Genomic DNA, 18,076 nt, shown 5'->3' with positions numbered 1-18,076 from the left:
GACGCGGGTCCTGTGACCTGCGAGGCGATTAAATGTGGCGTCCATCTCGTGGACCGGCATAGTCAACGCGCGCGACCGGTGCTAGAAATGCCGCATGTCGGACTGTTTCGCCCGATTCAGGCGTAAGTCATGGCGTTCCATGGTCCACCGGAGCCCGCGGAGCGTGGCCAGCCAGGTCTTCCTTCTCCAGATCGCGCTGGTGGTGCTGCTCGTGGTCTGCGGCGTCCTGGCACTCGTCCTGCAGTCGGAACGCGACACCGGCATGGAGGCCAAGCGCCGTTCCATAGCCGTGGCGGAGACTTTCGCGCACTCCCCCGGCGTCCTCCAGGCTTTGCACACCAAGGACCCGTCCAAGGTGCTCCAGCCCCTCACCGAGAGGGGGCGCAAGTCGGCGGGCGTCGACTTCATCGTGGTGATGAACACCAAGGGCATCCGCTACACCCACCCCATCCCCAGCAAGATCGGTCACCGCTTCGTCGGCCGGATCGGACCCTCGCTGGCCGGGAAGGTCTACACGGAGAGCGTCCACGGCCCGCTCGGCCACGAGGTCCAGGCCACCGTTCCCATCGACGACGACCACGGCAGGGTGACCGCCCTCGTCTCCGCCGGGCTGAAGGTCAAGAACGTGACCAACGCGGTGGACCGGCAACTGCCGATCATCCTGACCGCCGGGGCCGGCGCGCTGGTGGTCACCACCGGCGGCACGGCGCTGGTGGGCCGGCGGCTGCGGCGGCAGACGCACAGCCTGGCGGCGGACGAGATGAGCCGCATGTACGAGCACCACGACACGGTGCTGCACTCGGTGCGGGAGGGCGTGCTCATCATCGACGCCGACGAGCGGATCCTGCTCGCGAACGACGAGGCCAGGCGGCTGCTGGAGCTGCCCTCCGACGTCGAGGGGCGCACCGTGCGGGAACTGCCGGGCCTCGACCCGGCGATGACGGAGCTGCTGGTCTCCGGCCGCGAGGCGGGCGACGAGGTGCACTTCGCCGGGGGCCGGCTGCTGGCGGTCAACCAGCGGCCCACCGACCGCGCGGGGGGCCCCGGCGGCACCGTGGTGACCCTGCGCGACTCCACCGAGCTGCAGGCGGTGTCGGGCCGGGCGGAGGTCACGCGGGAGCGCCTGGAGCTGCTGTACGACGCCGGGCTAGGCATCGGCACCAGCCTCGACGTGGTCCGTACGGCCGACGAGCTGACGCGGGTCGCCGTCCCCCGCTTCGCCGACTTCGTCACCGTGGACGTGGCCGACGCCGTCCTGCACGGCGAGGAGCCGGGCCCCACGGCGACGGACATGCGGCGTGTGGCCGTGGGCGGCATCCGGGACGACCATCCGCTCTACGAGAAGGGCCGGCTGATCGACTTCCTGCCCTCGACCCCGCAGGCGCGCGGCTACGACGCCGGCCGCTCCGAGCTGGTGACCGATCTGTCCAGCGCGCAGGACTGGCAGGCGCAGGACCCGGAGCGCGCCCGGCAGATCGTGGAATTCGGCATCCACTCGCTGGTCACCGCCCCCATCCAGGCCCGCGGCGAAGTGCTCGGCATGGTCAACTTCTGGCGGTCCAAACGCGAGCCCTTCGACCACGAGGAGCTGTCGCTGGCGGAGGAGCTGGTGGCCCGGGCCGCGGTGAGCATCGACAACGCCCGCCGGTACACCCGTGAGCACGCCCTCGCGGTCACCCTCCAGCGCAGCCTGCTGCCGCGCACGCTGCCCGAGCAGAGCGCCCTCGACGTGGGCTACCGCTATCTGCCCGCCCAGTCCGGAGTGAGCGGCGACTGGTTCGACGTGATCCCGCTGCCGGGCAGCAGGGTGGCGCTGGCCGTCGGCGACGTGGTCGGACACGGTCTGCACGCGGCCGCCACGATGGGCCGGCTGCGTACCGCGGTGCACAACTTCTCCACCCTCGATCTGCCGCCCGACGAGTTGCTCAGCCATCTGGACGACCTGGTCGGCCGCATCGACCAGCACGAGACCTGTCCGGAGACCGCCGGGGAGATCGTGGGCGCCACCTGCCTGTACGCGATCTACGACCCCGTGACGCGCCGCTGTGTCATGGCCCGCGCCGGGCATCTGGCACCGGCGCTGATCCACCCCGACGGCAGCGTGACCTTCCCCGACGTGCCGGCCGGGCCGCCGCTGGGCCTGGGCGGCATGCCGTTCCAGACGGCCGAGCTGGACCTTCCCGAGGGCAGCCAGCTCGTGCTGTACACCGACGGGCTCATCGAGGACCGTACGCGCGACCTGGACGTGGGCATGGAGCTGCTGCGCCGGGCGCTGGCCGGTCACCCCGAGCGGACGCCGGAGGAGAGCTGCCAGGCGGCGCTGGACGCGCTGCTGCCCGAGCGGCCGGTGGACGACGTGGCGCTGCTGATCGCGCGGACCCGCGCGCTGCCGGCCGACCAGGTCGCCGACTGGGACGTGCCGCGGGACCCCGCCGCCGTGTCGGGCATGCGCGCCGCCGTCTCCGGCCGGCTGGAGCAGTGGGGCCTGTCCGAGCTGGGTTTCGGCATGGAACTGGTGCTGAGCGAGCTGATCACCAACGCCATCCGCTACGGCTCCGATCCGATCCATGTGCGGCTGATCCACGACCGCACGCTGATCTGCGAGGTGGCCGACGCCAGCAGCACCTCACCGCATCTGCGGTACGCGGCGACGACCGACGAGGGCGGCCGGGGTCTGTTCCTGGTGTCGCAGCTGGCCGAGCGCTGGGGTACCCGCTACACGGACCAGGGCAAGGTGATCTGGGCCGAACTGACCGTGCCGGACGTGCCGGACCTGCCGGACCTGGGCGAGTTCCTCGTCGACTGAGCCGGCCCGCGGGCGGGGCTCAGCCCGGGGCGGCTCCTCGCTCGCACCGGACGACGCGGCGGGCCGCCGCGAGGGAGGCGGGGAGGCTGAGGGTGAACCCGGTGCGGCCAGGGTCGCTGTGCACGTCGATGCGCCCCTGGTGCGCGCCGGTGATCGCCGCCGCGACCGCCGGCCCCAGGCCCGAGCCGCCCTCGGCGAGGCCGCTGCGGGTGCGCGAGGGGTCGGCACAGGTGAAGGGGTCGAAGACGGCGGGCACCAGCGCGGGCCGGAGTGCAGCGGTTCTGTGCCGGTCCGCTGGGAGAAGGCTGTGTTCGACCGGGCCGGGGCGATGACCCGGTCACGGTATGGCGAAGGGCCCCGTTCCCGGTACCGGGAACGCGGCCCTCGACCGCCCTGTGCCGCTTACTTGCGGATCAGGTTGCGCAGCACGTACTGCATGATGCCGCCGTTGCGGTAGTAGTCGGCCTCACCGGGGGTGTCGATGCGGACGACCGCGTCGAACTCGACGCCCGTGTCGGTGGTGACCTTGACCGTGCTCGGGGTCGTGCCGTTGTTCAGCTCGGTCACGCCCTCGATCGAGAAGGTCTCCTCGCCGGTCAGGCCGAGCGAGTCGGCCGACTGGCCCGCCGGGAACTGCAGCGGCAGCACGCCCATGCCGATGAGGTTCGAGCGGTGGATGCGCTCGTACGACTCGGTGATGACGGCCTTGACGCCGAGCAGCGCGGTGCCCTTGGCGGCCCAGTCGCGGGACGAGCCGGAGCCGTACTCCTTGCCGCCCAGGATGACCAGCGGGGTGCCGGCGGCCTGGTAGTTCTGCGAGGCGTCGTAGATGAACGACACCGGCGCGTCGGCCTGGGTGAAGTCGCGGGTGTAGCCGCCCTCGGTGCCCGGCGCGATCTGGTTGCGCAGGCGGATGTTGGCGAACGTGCCGCGGATCATGACCTCGTGGTTGCCTCGGCGGGAGCCGTAGGAGTTGAAGTCACGACGCTCCACACCGTGCTCGGTGAGGTACTTGCCGGCCGGGGTGTCGGCCTTGATGGCGCCGGCCGGGGAGATGTGGTCGGTGGTGACCGAGTCGCCGAGCTTGGCCAGGACGCGGGCGCCGATGATGTCGGTGACCGGGGCCGGCTCGTGCTGCATGCCCTCGAAGTACGGGGGCTTGCGGACGTAGGTCGACTCGGGGTCCCACTCGAAGGTGTTGCCGGTCGGGACCGGGAGCGCCTGCCACTGGGCGTCGCCGGCGAAGACGTCCTGGTACGACTTCGCGAACATGTCCTCGCCGATGGCGTTGGCGACGACGTCGTTGACCTCGGCCTCGGAGGGCCAGATGTCCTTCAGGTAGACCGGGTTGCCGTCCTGGTCGGTGCCCAGGGCGTCACGGGTGATGTCCACCTTCATGGAGCCGGCGATGGCGTACGCGACGACCAGCGGCGGGGACGCCAGGTAGTTCATCTTGACGTCGGGGTTGATACGGCCCTCGAAGTTCCGGTTGCCGGACAGGACCGAGGTGACCGCGAGGTCGTGGTCGTTGACGGCCTTGGAGACCTCCTCCGGCAGCGGGCCGGAGTTGCCGATGCAGGTGGTGCAGCCGTAGCCGACGAGGTTGAAGCCCAGCTTGTCCAGGTACGGGGTGAGCCCGGCCTTCTCGAAGTAGTCGGTGACGACCTTCGAACCCGGGGCGAGGGTGGACTTGACCCACGGCTTGCGGGTCAGGCCCTTCTCGACCGCCTTCTTGGCGACGAGGGCGGCGCCGATCATGACGTACGGGTTGGAGGTGTTGGTGCAGGAGGTGATGGCCGCGACCGTCACCGCACCGTGGTCCAGCTCGTAGGTCGTGCCGTCGGGGGCGGTGACCTGGCACGGGTTGGACGGGAAGCCGTTGCGGTGGGCGGCCGGGGCGTCGGAGGCCGGGAAGGACTCCTTGCCCGCCTCGTCGACGTCGTCCACGTAGTTGCGGACGTCCAGCTTGAACTGCTCGGCGGCGTTCGCGAGGACGATGCGGTCCTGCGGGCGCTTCGGGCCGGCGATGGAGGGCACGACCGTCGACAGGTCGAGCTCCAGCTTCTCGGAGAAGTCCGGCTCGGCCTTCGGGTCCAGCCAGAGGCCCTGCTGCTTGGCGTAGGCCTCGACCAGCGCGACCTGCTGGTCGGAACGGCCGGTCAGGCGCAGGTAGTTCAGGGTCTCGTCGTCGATCGGGAAGATCGCTGCGGTGGAGCCGAACTCCGGCGACATGTTGCCGATGGTGGCGCGGTTGGCCAGGGAGGTGGCGGCCACACCCTCGCCGTAGAACTCGACGAACTTGCCGACCACACCGTGCTTGCGGAGCATCTCGGTGATGGTGAGCACGAGGTCGGTGGCGGTGGTGCCGGGCTGCAGCTCACCGGTGAGCTTGAAGCCGACGACACGCGGGATCAGCATGGAGACCGGCTGGCCGAGCATGGCGGCCTCGGCCTCGATGCCGCCGACGCCCCAGCCCAGCACGCCGAGGCCGTTGACCATCGTGGTGTGCGAGTCGGTGCCGACCAGGGTGTCCGGGTAGGCCTTGCCGTCGCGGATCATGACGACGCGGGCCAGGTGCTCGATGTTCACCTGGTGGACGATGCCGGTGCCCGGCGGGACGACCTTGAACTCGTCGAAGGCGGTCTGGCCCCAGCGCAGGAACTGGTAGCGCTCCTTGTTGCGGCCGTACTCCAGCTCGACGTTCTGCTTGAAGGCGTCGTTGGTGCCGAACTTGTCGGCGATGACGGAGTGGTCGATGACCAGCTCGGCCGGCGCCAGCGGGTTGATCTTGGCGGGGTCGCCGCCGAGCTCCTTCACGGCCTCACGCATCGTGGCGAGGTCCACGACACAGGGCACGCCGGTGAAGTCCTGCATGATCACGCGGGCCGGCGTGAACTGGATCTCCTGGCTGGGCTGGGCCTGGGAGTCCCAGTTGCCGAGCGCGCGGATGTGGTCGGCGGTGATGTTCGCGCCGTCCTCCGTGCGGAGCAGGTTCTCCAGCAGGATCTTGAGGCTGTACGGCAGGCGGGCCGAGCCCTCCACCTTGTCCAGCCGGAAGATCTCGTACGACTCGTCGCCCACCTGCAGCGTGCTGCGGGCGTCGAAGCTGTTCGCCGACACGACAGTCTCCTTCATTGATGTGCGCGTACCACCGTCAATCGTGCCGCCACGCCGGCTTGGCCGATCCAGTAAGGTCAGGCTAAGTTAGGTAGGCCTTACTGGAGTGGCGGCTACGGTGCGCCTCGGCAGATATCTCGATGTCGAGATAACAGTAGTACATGGGCGCTGGATGGTCATGCCCAACCCGTACCCGACCCGGCCCGGGGCCGCACCCGGCCCGGTCCGCACCCCGCGGCGGCTACCAGCTCAGCTCGGTGTCCATCTTGGCGGGAGCCAGGGCCGTCACGTGGCCGTGGTCGCCGTACACGGACCGCCGCCAGTGGACGAACGCCTTGGCGGCGTCGTTCAGCTCGTCGTCCTGCCACACGCCGTAGTCGACCCATACGTCGGCCTCCGTGCGACCGCTGTCGTCGGGCGTGCGGACGCAGACCCGGGTGACATGGGCGGCGACGGCGGCATCCCCCTTCGGGGCCTTCGTCGTCAGGTACGCGCGGAATTCGCGCGCCATCGAGAACCAGCGGTGCGGACCGGCCCCCGGCACGTCCGCGCCGTCCTCCGTGGTGTCGCCCGCGGGCGCCCCCTGGTCGTCGGTGGTGGTGTCCGGAAGCTCCTGGTCGTCGGTCGTCGTGTCCGGGAGCCCCTGGTCGTCCGTGGTGGTGTCCGGGAGCTCCTGGTCGTCCGTCGTCGCGTCCGGGAGCCCCTGGTCGTCGGTCGTGTCCTGCGGAGGGTTCTCGACATCGCACGCCTTGTCGAGCACCGTCGCGCGCGGCGCCGGTGCGTCGTCCCGGGCCGTGTCCGCGTGCTTCGCCCCGCAGGAGACGAGCGTGCAACAGCCGACGAGCAGCGCGGCGACGAGCCGCCGGCGCATCCTGGTCCTCATGTGTATCCCCCTTCGGGAACAGAGAGGGATACACATGGACAGGGGTTGCCCGGGTAACCGAGTGTCATACGACATCGGTCGATTTGCCCGGATCTCTCCGGGTGGCTCACACCGTTACGGCCAGGCAGCGCTGACGGGGCGTCACGCCCGTCACCCGAACGGACCCCCCAACGGGCGCCATCTCATATCTGAGATAACCTCAACCTCATGGCAGACGATTACCTCGTACGCATCGGCAAGCTCATCCGTGACGCCCGGCAACACCGAGGCTGGACACAGACCCAGCTCGCGGAGGCACTCGGCACCAGCCAGAGCGCGGTCAACCGCATCGAGCGCGGGAACCAGAACATCAGCCTTGAGATGATCGCCCGAATCGGTGAAGCCCTGGACAGCGAGATCGTGTCGCTGGGTTACGCGGGTCCGATGCACCTGCGCGTCGTCGGCGGGCGCCGGCTGTCCGGCGCCATCGACGTCAAGACCAGCAAGAACGCCTGTGTGGCCCTGCTGTGCGCCTCCCTGCTCAACAAGGGGCGCACGGTGCTGCGCAGGGTCGCCCGGATCGAGGAGGTGTACCGCCTGCTGGAGGTGCTGAACTCCATCGGCGTGCGCACCCGCTGGATCAACGACGGCGTCGACCTGGAACTGGTGCCGCCCGCCGAGCTGGAGATGGCGGCGATCGACGCGGACGCCGCCGTACGCACCCGCTCGATCATCATGTTCCTCGGTCCGCTGCTGCACCGTATGGACCACTTCAAGCTGCCCTACGCGGGCGGCTGCGACCTGGGCACGCGGACCATCGAGCCACACATGATCGCGCTGCGCCGGTTCGGCCTCGACATCGCGGCCACGGAGGGTCAGTACCACGCCCAGGTGGACCGCACCGTGCGGCCCGACCGCCCGATCGTACTGACCGAGCGCGGCGACACGGTGACCGAGAACGCGCTGCTGGCCGCCGCCCGCCACGACGGCGTGACGGTCATCCGCAACGCCTCCTCCAACTACATGGTCCAAGACCTCTGCTTCTTCCTGGAGGCCCTCGGCGTCAAGGTCGAGGGGATCGGCACCACCACGCTCACCGTGCACGGTGTGCCGAACATCGACGCGGACGTGGACTACTCCCCCTCCGAGGACCCGGTCGAGGCGATGAGCCTGCTGGCCGCCGCCGTGGTGACCGAGTCCGAACTGACCGTGCGGCGCGTCCCCATCGAGTTCCTGGAGATCGAGCTGGCGGTCCTGGAGGAGATGGGCCTCGACCACGACCGCAGCCCCGAGTACTTCGCGGACAACGGCCGTACGCGGCTGGTGGACCTGACCGTCCGGCCCTCCAAGCTGGAGGCGCCGATCGACAAGATCCACCCGATGCCGTTCCCGGGCCTGAACATCGACAACGTCCCGTTCTTCGCGGCCATCGCGGCGGTGGCGCAGGGCCAGACCCTCATCCACGACTGGGTCTACGACAACCGCGCGATCTACCTCACGGACCTCAACCGCCTCGGCGGCCGGCTGCAACTCCTCGACCCGCACCGGGTCCTGGTCGAGGGGCCGACGCGCTGGCGCGCCGCCGAGATGATGTGCCCGCCGGCCCTGCGCCCCGCCGTGGTCGTCCTGCTGGCGATGATGGCGGCCGAAGGCACCTCGGTCCTGCGCAACGTGTACGTCATCAACCGGGGTTACGAGGACCTGGCCGAGCGCCTGAACTCGATCGGCGCGCAGATCGAGATCTTCCGGGACATCTGACCCCCTCCGGATGAGCGCCGCCGCATCCATTCCGACCAGCACGAACACAGGTCGGGATAGACGCGGCGGCGTCTCTGGATCCCGCCACGACGCAGGAGAGGGACCTTCTGTTGGCATTGTCAACAGAAGGATGTGATGCTCGCCAACGGGTGACGGTATACGCTCCCTACGCGGTGTACCCACCTTGTATGCGACGGGTGAAACGGGGAGGGCCAGTGAGCCAGGAGACGGTCGACGGACGGTTCCGGATCACGGGGATCCTCGGGCGCGGGAACATGGGGGAAGTTCACCGGGCCGAAGACCTCCAGGCCGCCCCGGACTCCCCTCACCGGGAGGTCGCGGTCAAGACCGTGCTTCGCGCCCGGACCGGCGTCGCCGTCGACGCGTCAGGGCCGAGCAAGGAGATCGACCGTTTCCGCCGTGAAGTGCGGATCATGCGCATGCTCTCCCAGGGCCACCCGAACCTCACCCTGCTGATAGACGGCGGTGTGGACCGCACGCCCGGCGGCAGCGGCCTGCCCTACCTGGCCATGGAGTTGCTGGACGGTCATCCGCTCGCCGACCTCATCGACGAGGAGCCCCAGCTGCCTGTCTCCTGGGCCGCCGCCGTCGGGGCGCAGATCGCCGCAGGCCTCACCGCCGCCCACACCGCCGGGGTCGTCCACCGCGATCTGAAGCCGGCCAATGCGATGCTGACCCGCGACGGCACCGTCAAGATCCTCGACTTCGGCATGGGTTCGGTCGTCGACGATCCCGACCAGACGCGGCTGACCAGCACGGGCGTCAGCGTCGGCACGGCCCGCTACATGGCACCCGAACAGTTCCGCGCCGAGCATGTCTCCGCCTCGGCCGACCTCTACGCACTCGGCTGCATCCTGTACGAGCTGCTGCTCGGACGGCCGCCGTTCTCCGCCAGGACCCCCTACGAGCTGTCCGGACAGCACCAGCACGAGGACCCGCCGAAGCTGACTCTGGTGCGCCCCGACCTGCCCGCCGAGCTGGTCCGGCTGGTGGACCGCCTCCTGGAGAAAGACGCTGAACACCGGCCCGAGAACGCCGCCCAGGTCCACGAGGCGCTGATCCCGCTCGCGCTCGCACCGGACGACACGGCCGCCCTGCTGGCCCCCCACTGGCAGGCGATGGACCCGGTGGCACGCCTGCGTGCCCTGCTCCCCGAACCCGCCCCGGCCGCCCCCGCGCCGATGCCGCGCAGAGAGCCGCGGCTGCCCGAGGCGATGGACGTCTTCGGTATCCACGCCGACCTGATCAGCGAGTACGAGGACTTCACCAAGAGCGCGACGGTGATCCGGGACGCCCGCATCGACGGCTTCGTCGCGGACGACCTGGCGGCAAAGTCGCAGTGGCCCGACCCCTGGCTGTCACTGAATCCGTTCTTCGCCGACGGCGGCCAGGTCACCGACCTCGTGCGGGACGACGTGCTGCACCCGAAGTGCGCGGAGATCTTCCAGGCCGGCAAGAAGGAGACCTCGCCGCGCCCCGACGGCCGGCCCCTCACCTTCCACCTTCACCAGCGGCAGGCGATCGAGGCCGCGCAGGCGGGCGACTCCTACGTGCTCACCACGGGCACCGGTTCCGGCAAGTCGCTCTCCTACATCGTCCCGATCGTGGATCGCGTCCTGAAGGAGCGTCAGGCGGCCGGGCCGAACGCGGTCGGCCGGGTGCGCGCGATCGTCGTCTACCCGATGAACGCGCTGGCCAACTCGCAGCTGGGAGAGCTGGAGAAGTACCTGCGCCACGGTTTCGGGAAGGGGCGCGAGCCGGTCACTTTCGCCCGCTACACCGGCCAGGAATCCGACGAGGACCGCCGGCAGCTGCGCAGGAACCCGCCGGACATCCTGCTGACCAACTACGTGATGCTGGAGCTGATGCTGACCCGGCCCGACGACCGGTCCGGCCTGATCCACAAGGCCGAGGGGCTCCAGTTCCTCGTCTTCGACGAGCTGCACACCTACCGGGGCCGCCAGGGCGCGGACGTGGCGTTCCTGATCCGCCGGGTCCGTGAGGCCTGCCGCGCGTCCGCGACCCTGCAGTGCATCGGTACCTCGGCGACCATGTCCACCGAGGGCTCCTGGGAGGAGCAGCAGCGTGAGGTGGCCAGGGTCGCCGGCCGGCTGTTCGGTACGACGTTGCTGCCGAAGCGGGTGATCGGCGAGACCCTGGTCCGGGCGACCGAGGAGGCCCCCGCGACCGTGCCCGCCGAGCGGCTTCGGGTCCCGGCGGCGCCCCGCTCGTACGAGGCACTGACGAAGGACCCGCTGGCCCGCTGGGTGGAGTCCCGGTTCGGTCTGGAGCGCGAGAAGGGCACGGGGCGGTTGCGCCGCTGTGCCCCGGGCACGGTCGAGGAGGCGGCGGCCGAGCTGGCCGCCGAGTCGGGGGTGGCCGAGGAGAGCGTGCGCGAGGCGATCCGGACGACCCTGGAGGCAGGTGCGCAGGCCAAGCATCCGGTGACGGAACGGCCGCTGTTCGCGTTCCGGCTGCACCAGTTCCTCTCCAAGGGCGACACCGTCTACACGACGCTGGAGGACCCGCTCACCCGGCCGCTGACCCGCACCTATCAGCTGGAGCAGCCGGACAGCGACGGCAAGCCGCTGTTCCCGCTGGCTTTCTGCCGCGAGTGCGGCCAGGAGTATCTGACCGTCTGGCGCGCCGGGGACGGCGGCTCGTTCCGGTACGAGCCGCGCCGGGACACCTCCGCCTCCGGGGGCCGCGAGGGCGAGGGCTACCTCTACCTGGGCATGCCGGGAGAGGACTACGAGTGGCCGGCCGATCCGCAGAAGGCCGTGGACGACCGGCGGTTGCCGGAGTCGTGGCTGGAGTCGGACGCGCAGGGTGTGACGGTCGTCAAGAAGTCGTACAGGCCCCGGTTGCCCAAGCGTGTCGTCGTGGACGCCCATGGAAACGAGTCGGGCGAGGGACTGGTGGCGGCGTTCGTCCCGGCACCGTTCCTGTTCTGCGTGCACTGTCAGGTCTCCTACGAGCAGACCCGCGGCCGGGACTTCGCCAAGCTCGCCACCCTGGATCAGGAGGGACGCTCCTCGGCGACCTCTCTGATCTCCGCGTCGATCGTGAAGTCCCTGCGGGCGGTACCGGAGGAGAGCCTGAGCAAGGAGGCGCGCAAGCTCCTCACCTTCGTCGACAACCGGCAGGACGCCTCGCTGCAGGCCGGGCACTTCAACGACTTCGCTCAGGTGACCCAGTTGCGCGGCGCCCTCTACCAGGCAGCGGTGCGCTCCGGTGAGGAGGGGCTGCGCCACGACGATCTCGCCGAGGCCGTCACCGAGGTGATGGGCCTGACGCCCCGCGAGTACGCGGCCGGCACCGACCTGGCTCCGTCCATGGAGCGCCGGGCCACGAAGGCGTTCCGGGACGTCGTGGGGTACCGCCTCTACCGCGATCTGGAGCGCGGTTGGCGCATCACCATGCCGAACCTGGAGCAGACGGGGCTGCTGCGGATCGACTACGAGGATCTGGGCTGGATCGCCGCTCACCCCGAACGCTGGCAGCCCGCGCAGGCCGCACTGCGCGACGCCGATCCAGCACTGCGCGAGGAGGTCGCCCGGACGCTGCTCGACTTCATGCGGCGCGCCCTCGCCATCGATGTGCAGTACTTCCGCGACGACTTCGACACCTTGCAGCGGGCGAGCGAAGAGCGCCTGACCGGGCCGTGGGTGCTCGGCGAGAGCGACCGGCCCTCCGTCGGCACCGCGTACCCGTACGGCTCGCGGCCGGGTATGGAGCGGACGGCCCAGTTCCTGTCGGCGCGCGGCAAGTTCGGCAAGTACCTGCGGCGCAACATCCCCGACCTGCGCGACCTCCCCCTCGACGACGTACAGAAGGTCATCGAGGACCTGTTGAAGGTGCTGCGCGACGCGCATCTGGTGTGCGAGGTGGACGCGACCCCCGAGCAGTCCGGTCCGGCCTATCGCCGCCGTGCGGCCCAGAAGCGCACCGGTTACCGGGTGTCGGCCGCCGCGCTGATCTGGCGGGCCGGAAACGGTGAGCGGGGCGCGACCGACCCCCTGGCGCGCACCTACACCAGCGGCGAGGGCCCGCGCGTCAACCCGTTCTTCCGCGACCTGTACCGGACCGCGGCGGCCGAGCTGGCCGGCCTGTTCGCACGGGAGCACACCGCTCAGGTCACTCCCGAGGACCGTCTGGAGCGCGAGAGGCTGTTCCGGGACGCCGAACTGCCGCTGCTGTACTGCTCGCCGACGATGGAGCTGGGCGTGGACATCTCCTCGCTCAACGCCGTGATGATGCGCAATGTGCCACCGACCCCGGCGAACTACGCCCAGCGCTCGGGCCGGGCGGGCCGTTCCGGTCAGCCCGCGCTGGTGACGACGTACTGCGCGACGGGCAACAGCCATGACCAGTACTACTTCCGCCGCTCCCAGGACATGGTGTCGGGGCAGGTGGCCCCGCCGCGTCTTGACCTGGCCAACGAGGATCTGGTCCGCTCCCATCTGCAGGGCATCTGGCTGGCGGAGACCGGCATGAAGCTGGGCATCGCGATCCCGGAGGTCATCGACGTCGCCTACGACCCCGACGGCGGCGACCGCCCCGACCCGCACATGCCGCTGCCCCTCCTCCCGGACATCCTCAGCGCGTCCCTGGACGAGGACGCCCGCAGACGCGCGGCCGCCACCGCCCGTACCGTCCTCGCCCCGCTGATCGCGGAGTTCGAGTCGACCACCTGGTGGTACGACGAGTGGATCGAGGACCGGATCGAGCGGGCCCCGGACAAGTTCGACGCCTCCTTCGACCGGTGGCGGGATCTGTTCCGGGCGGCCGTCATCGACCAGTACGAGCAGAACAAGCGCGTCGTCGACCACACCCTCTCCCCGGGCGAGCAGAGCCGGGCGCGCGGTCGCCGGCGGGAGGCGGAGACGCAGACGAACCTGCTGCTGAACCGCTCCGTCGACAGCAAGTCGGTGATGAGCGACTTCAATCCGTACCGCTATCTGGCGTCCGAGGGGTTCCTGCCGGGCTACAGCTTCCCGCGGCTGCCGCTGGCCGCGTACATCCCGCGCTCGGGCAACCGCCGCACCGCCGACGGCGACTATCTGCAGCGTCCCCGGTTCCTCGCGATCCGCGAGTTCGGCCCCGGCGCGCTCATCTACCACGAGGGCGCCCGCTACCAGGTCACCCGGGTGCAGCTGCCGCCGGACGCCTCGGGCGAGCTGGCGACGGCGGAGGCCCGGCGCTGCGACGGCTGCGGCTATCACTACGCCGTCAAGCCCGGCTCCGACAAGTGCACGATGTGCGGGGAGGAGCTGCGGGGCAAGCGCACCGGCCTGCTCCACCTGCACACCGTGTACACCACGCCGCGCGAGCGGATCTCCTCCGACGAGGAGGAGCGCCGCCGGGCCGGCTTCCGTCTGGAGACCTCGTACGCGTTCCAGGACCACGGCGCCCGCAAGGGACGCCTCACCTCGCATGTCGCCGATGCCGGCGGGGCGCCCGTCCTCGACCTGGACTACGGCGACTCCGCGACCGTCCGGATCACCAACCTCGGCCGCGTCCGTGACAAGGAGGGCGAGCCGGACGGCTACTGGCTGGACCTGGGCGACGGCCGCTGGCTCAACGACCGGGCCGCCGCGGACGCCATCGAGGGCACCGGCATGCCCGTGGTCGACGAGGACGGCAACGAGAAGCGCCGCAAGAAGCGGGTCCTGCCCTTCGTGGAGGACCGCCGCAACATCCTCGTGGTCACCCTGGAGGAGCCGCTGCCCGAGCCGGTGGCCCTGTCGTTCCTGTACGCGCTGGAGCGGGGCATCGAGGCGGCGTTCGAGCTGGAGGACTCCGAGCTGACCGCGGAGCTGCTGCCGCCGGACGACGGTCCGCGCCGCCGCATGCTGTTCACGGAGGCCGCCGAGGGGGGCGCCGGTGTGCTGCGCCGGCTCCAGCACGACAAGGACGCCCTCGCCGAAGCCGCACGGACCGCGCTGGAGATCTGCCACTTCGACCGGAAGACCGGAAAGGACAAGGGCGGCCCCGCGCACGGCGAGAAGTGCGCCCGCGGCTGCTACGCCTGCCTGCTGACCTACGCCAACCAGACCCACCACCGCCAGCTGAGCCGGCACGCCGCCCGACCGCTGCTGGTGCGGCTGGCCGACGCCCGTACCGAGCGGGAGGACCGCGGCGAGTCCCGTAGCGAGCGGTTCCGCAGGCTGGCTCCCCGCACCGGGAACGACTCGCCGACCCCGGTGGAGGCGGATCTGGCGGCGCTGGTCGCACAGGGCGACCTGCTCGGCTGGCTGAGGGCGAAGGGCTACCGGCTGCCGGACGAGGCCGGTGTCCTCGTCCCGGAGGCGGGTGCGTGCCCCGATCTCGTCTTCCGCCTGGACGGTGCCAACCTCGCCGTGTTCGTCGACGTCCGCGGCCACACGGCCGACTCCACCCGTGACGTCGAGGCGGGGTACCGCCTGGAGGACGCCGGCTGGGACGTCCTGCGCTTCCCGGCGGACGCGGACTGGGACGCCATCGTGGACGACAACGCCGCCTACTTCCACCTCCGTTGATCGCCTGACCGGCTCCCGACCTCTAGGAACTGAGACATCTCATGAGCCTCACGTACACAGCCGGCTCCCTGGTCGCCGCCCGCGGACGGGAATGGGTGGTGCTGCCCGAGAGCGCCTCCGACATGCTGGTGCTGCGCCCCCTGGGTGGGAGCGAGGACGACATCGCGGCGGTCTTCCCCGCCTTCGAGGAGGTGCGGCCGGCCGAGTTCGCGGCGCCGAGCCCGGCCGACCTCGGCGACCAGCGGGCCGCCGGTCTGCTGCGCACGGCGCTGCGCATCGGGTTCCGCTCCGGTGCGGGCCCGTTCCGCTCCCTGGCGTCGATCGCCGTGGAGCCCAGGGCCTACCAGCTGGTCCCGCTGCTGATGGCGCTGCGTCAGCGCACCGTGCGCCTGCTCATCTCGGACGACGTCGGCATCGGCAAGACGGTCGAGGCCGGCCTGGTCGCCAAGGAGCTGCTCGCCCAGGGCGAGGCGACCGGGCTGGCCGTGCTCTGCTCCCCCGCCCTGGCCGAGCAGTGGCAGGGCGAGCTGCGGGAGAAGTTCGGCATCGACGCCGAACTGGTCCTGGCCTCCACGGTGTCGCGTCTGGAGCGCGGCCTGGAACTGGGCCAGTCCCTGTTCGACAAGCATCCCTGCACGATCATCTCGACGGACTTCATCAAGTCGACCCGCCACCGTGAGGACTTCGTACGGCACTGCCCCGACCTGGTGATCGTCGACGAGGCCCACGCCTGCGTGGCGGCCGACGACACCGCGCAGGGCGGCACGTCGTCCGCCGCGAACCAGCTCCGGTACGAGCTGCTGCGCCGGGTCTCCGCCGACGCCGACCGGCACCTGCTCCTGCTCACCGCGACCCCGCACTCCGGCAAGGAGTCCGCGTTCCGCAACCTGCTCGGCCTGGTGCGGCCCGAACTCGCCACGCTGGACCTGGAGGCGCCGGCGGGGCGCGCGAAGCTCGCCGAGCATTTCGTGGCCCGCAAGCGAGCCGACGTCCGCACCTACCTCACCAAGGAGGACGGCCTCGCCGACGACTCCCTGGCCGAGCGGACCGCCTTCCCGTCCGACCGCTGGACCAAGGACGAGCCGTACAAGCTGACGCCCGCCTACCGGGCGCTGCTCGACGACGCCATCGCCTATGCGCGGGACCGCGTCACGGCGGCCGGGGAGCAGGGCAAGCGGGAGGCCCGGATCGCCTGGTGGTCGGTGATCGCGCTCCTGCGCTCGATGGTGTCCTCACCCGCGGCCGCCGCGCAGACCCTGAAGACCCGTTCCGAGTCCGCCACCGCCCGAACCGCGCAGGAGGCGGACGCGTTGGGCGCCCCGGTGGCCGCCGACTCCGCCGAGAACGACCGGCTGGAGGGCATGGACGTCGCGCCGGGCGCCGCCGAGTCGGAGGAGGCGGGTGCCCGGCTGCTCGAACTCTCCCAGCGGGCAGCGGAGTTGGTCGGCCCGGCCGAGGACGCGAAACTGAAGGCGCTCACCCGGCATCTGAAGGGCCTGATCGCCGACGGCTACCACCCGATCGTCTTCTGCCGCTACATCCCCACCGCCGAGTACCTCGCCGCACAGCTCGAAGGCAAGCTCGGCAAGAAGACGAAGATCGCCGCGGTGACCGGCACCCTCTCCCCGCAGCAGCGTCTGGAGCGCATCGAGCAGCTCGCCGCCGAGTCCGCCGAGGAGGCCGGCGACCCCGCCGTCCGCCGCGTGCTGATCGCCACGGACTGCCTCTCCGAGGGCGTCAACCTCCAGCACCACTTCGATGCCGTCGTCCATTACGACCTGGCCTGGAACCCCACCCGCCACGACCAGCGGGAGGGCCGAGTCGACCGTTACGGCCAAAAGCGCGACCAGGTCCGTGTCATCACCATGTTCGGTGACGACAACGGCATCGACGGCAAGGTCCTGGACGTGCTGTTCAAGAAGCACCGGCAGATCAAGAAGGACCTGGGCATCTCCGTCTCCGTCCCCGACGAGACCGCCTCCGGCGTCACCGACGCCGTCGTGGAGTGGCTGCTGCTGCACGGACGGCAGGGCAGCCAGGAGAGCCTGTTCGACCTGGACGGCCACCAGGAGTCGTTCGACCGTATCGAGCGCGAGTGGAACTCGGCCGCCGAGCGGGAGAAGACGTCCCGCTCCAAGTACGCCCAGCGTGCGATCCACCCGGAGGAGGTGGCGCGCGAGGTCGCCGCCGTACGGGCCGCGCTCGGCGGCGCCGACGAGGTGCGCGGTTTCGCCCTGGAGGCGTTGCGCGACCTGGACGCGCTGGTCCGCGACCCGCGCGACGGCAGCGGCGACTTCACCGCCCAGGCCGGTGGCGCCCCGGCCGGCCTGCGCGACGCGCTCGCCGCCACGCTAGGCGGCCGGCTGATCGAGGAGGACCGGGAGATCCCGTTCCGTACGACACCGGCGATCGCCCGCGGCGAGGCCGCGCTGGTCCGCACCGACCCGGCGATCGGCGCCATCGCCTCGTACGTCCTGGACTCGGCCCTCGACGCGAACACCCCGGGCCCCCGCCCGGCCCGCCGCTGCGGTGTGGTGACCACGGACGCGGTCACGATCCGCACCACGCTCCTCCTGGTCCGCTACCGCTTCCACCTCACGCTGCCGTCCCGCACCGGCGAACGGCAGCTGGTCGCGGAGGACGCCCGGCTGCTCGCGTACGAGGGGATGCCCTCGCGCGCCCGCTGGCTGGACGACGACGCGGCTACCGCGCTCCTCGCGGCCCGCGCCAGCGCCAACACCCACGAGCAGCTCGCCCGCAACCAGATCACCCGCGCCTTGGACGGCCTGCCGGACCTGTCGGCGCACCTCACCGAGTACGGCACGCGCCTGGCCGCCGAACTCGACGCCTCGCACCGCCGGGTGCGCAAGGCCAACGAGGAGATCGTCCGCGGCCTGAAGGTCGTCCCGCAGGAGCCGGCCGACGTCCTCGGCGTGTACGTCTACCTGCCGCAGCCGGCGTCTACTGTGTCCGGAGCCGGAGCCTGATGCC

At 70.8% G+C, this 18,076-nt stretch carries 7 protein-coding genes; 4 read left to right on the top strand and 3 right to left on the bottom strand.

The annotated features are described in order from the left end of the window. Positions 1–139 precede the first annotated feature (139 nt). Complete coding sequence (locus IO33_RS0126000) at positions 140–2,806, top strand: SpoIIE family protein phosphatase (RefSeq protein ID WP_031169180.1); 2,667 nt, start codon at positions 140–142, stop codon at positions 2,804–2,806. Between the two features lie 19 nt (positions 2,807–2,825). On the opposite strand, the gene IO33_RS0125995 is transcribed toward IO33_RS0126000, so the two are convergent. From IO33_RS0125995 to IO33_RS0125985, 3 genes are all read right to left on the bottom strand, one after another. Beyond that, positions 2,826–3,062 (bottom strand): ATP-binding protein, encoded by a 237-nt coding sequence (locus tag IO33_RS0125995; RefSeq protein ID WP_031169178.1) that lies wholly within the window; start codon positions 3,060–3,062, stop codon positions 2,826–2,828. Between the two features lie 146 nt (positions 3,063–3,208). Beyond that, the gene (acnA, locus tag IO33_RS0125990) at positions 3,209–5,926 is read right to left on the bottom strand and encodes an aconitate hydratase AcnA (protein ID WP_031169175.1); all 2,718 of its coding nucleotides are present in this window, start codon (positions 5,924–5,926) and stop codon (positions 3,209–3,211) included. A 238-nt stretch (positions 5,927–6,164) separates the two neighbouring features. Further along, positions 6,165–6,806 carry a hypothetical protein gene (locus tag IO33_RS0125985; RefSeq protein WP_157857904.1) on the bottom strand — a complete coding sequence of 214 codons (642 nt, stop codon included), beginning with the start codon at positions 6,804–6,806 and terminating at the stop codon, positions 6,165–6,167. Between the two features lie 207 nt (positions 6,807–7,013). Here IO33_RS0125985 and IO33_RS0125980 point away from each other — a divergent pair, with 207 nt between their 5' ends. The 3 genes from IO33_RS0125980 to IO33_RS0125970 all read left to right on the top strand — a co-directional run bounded on the left by IO33_RS0125980 (position 7,014) and on the right by IO33_RS0125970 (position 18,072). After that, positions 7,014–8,543 (top strand): helix-turn-helix domain-containing protein, encoded by a 1,530-nt coding sequence (locus IO33_RS0125980; protein WP_031169171.1) that lies wholly within the window; start codon positions 7,014–7,016, stop codon positions 8,541–8,543. Positions 8,544–8,758: 215 nt separating this feature from the next. Beyond that, the gene (locus IO33_RS0125975) at positions 8,759–15,085 is read left to right on the top strand and encodes a protein kinase domain-containing protein (protein ID WP_031169169.1); all 6,327 of its coding nucleotides are present in this window, start codon (positions 8,759–8,761) and stop codon (positions 15,083–15,085) included. Between the two features lie 41 nt (positions 15,086–15,126). Then, positions 15,127–18,072: a DEAD/DEAH box helicase gene (locus IO33_RS0125970; RefSeq protein ID WP_031169167.1), complete on the top strand. Its 2,946-nt coding sequence runs from the start codon at positions 15,127–15,129 to the stop codon at positions 18,070–18,072. Positions 18,073–18,076 lie beyond the last annotated feature (4 nt).

Origin of the sequence: Streptomyces durhamensis, from assembly GCF_000725475.1 — a bacterium.
GTDB lineage: Bacteria > Actinomycetota > Actinomycetes > Streptomycetales > Streptomycetaceae > Streptomyces > Streptomyces filipinensis.
Note: the sequence above shows the minus strand (reverse complement) of the source record. Positions and strands in the feature narration are given on the sequence as shown.

What these genes read in the sequence shown, in the direction of transcription:
- IO33_RS0125980 (WP_031169171.1), top strand. Translation starts at nt 7,014, where the DNA reads ATGGCAGACGATTACCTCGTACGCATCGGCAAGCTCATCCGTGACGCC.
- IO33_RS0126000 (WP_031169180.1), top strand. Translation starts at nt 140, where the DNA reads ATGGTCCACCGGAGCCCGCGGAGCGTGGCCAGCCAGGTCTTCCTTCTC.
- IO33_RS0125970 (WP_031169167.1), top strand. Translation starts at nt 15,127, where the DNA reads ATGAGCCTCACGTACACAGCCGGCTCCCTGGTCGCCGCCCGCGGACGG.
- IO33_RS0125985 (WP_157857904.1), bottom strand. Translation starts at nt 6,806, where the DNA reads ATGAGGACCAGGATGCGCCGGCGGCTCGTCGCCGCGCTGCTCGTCGGC.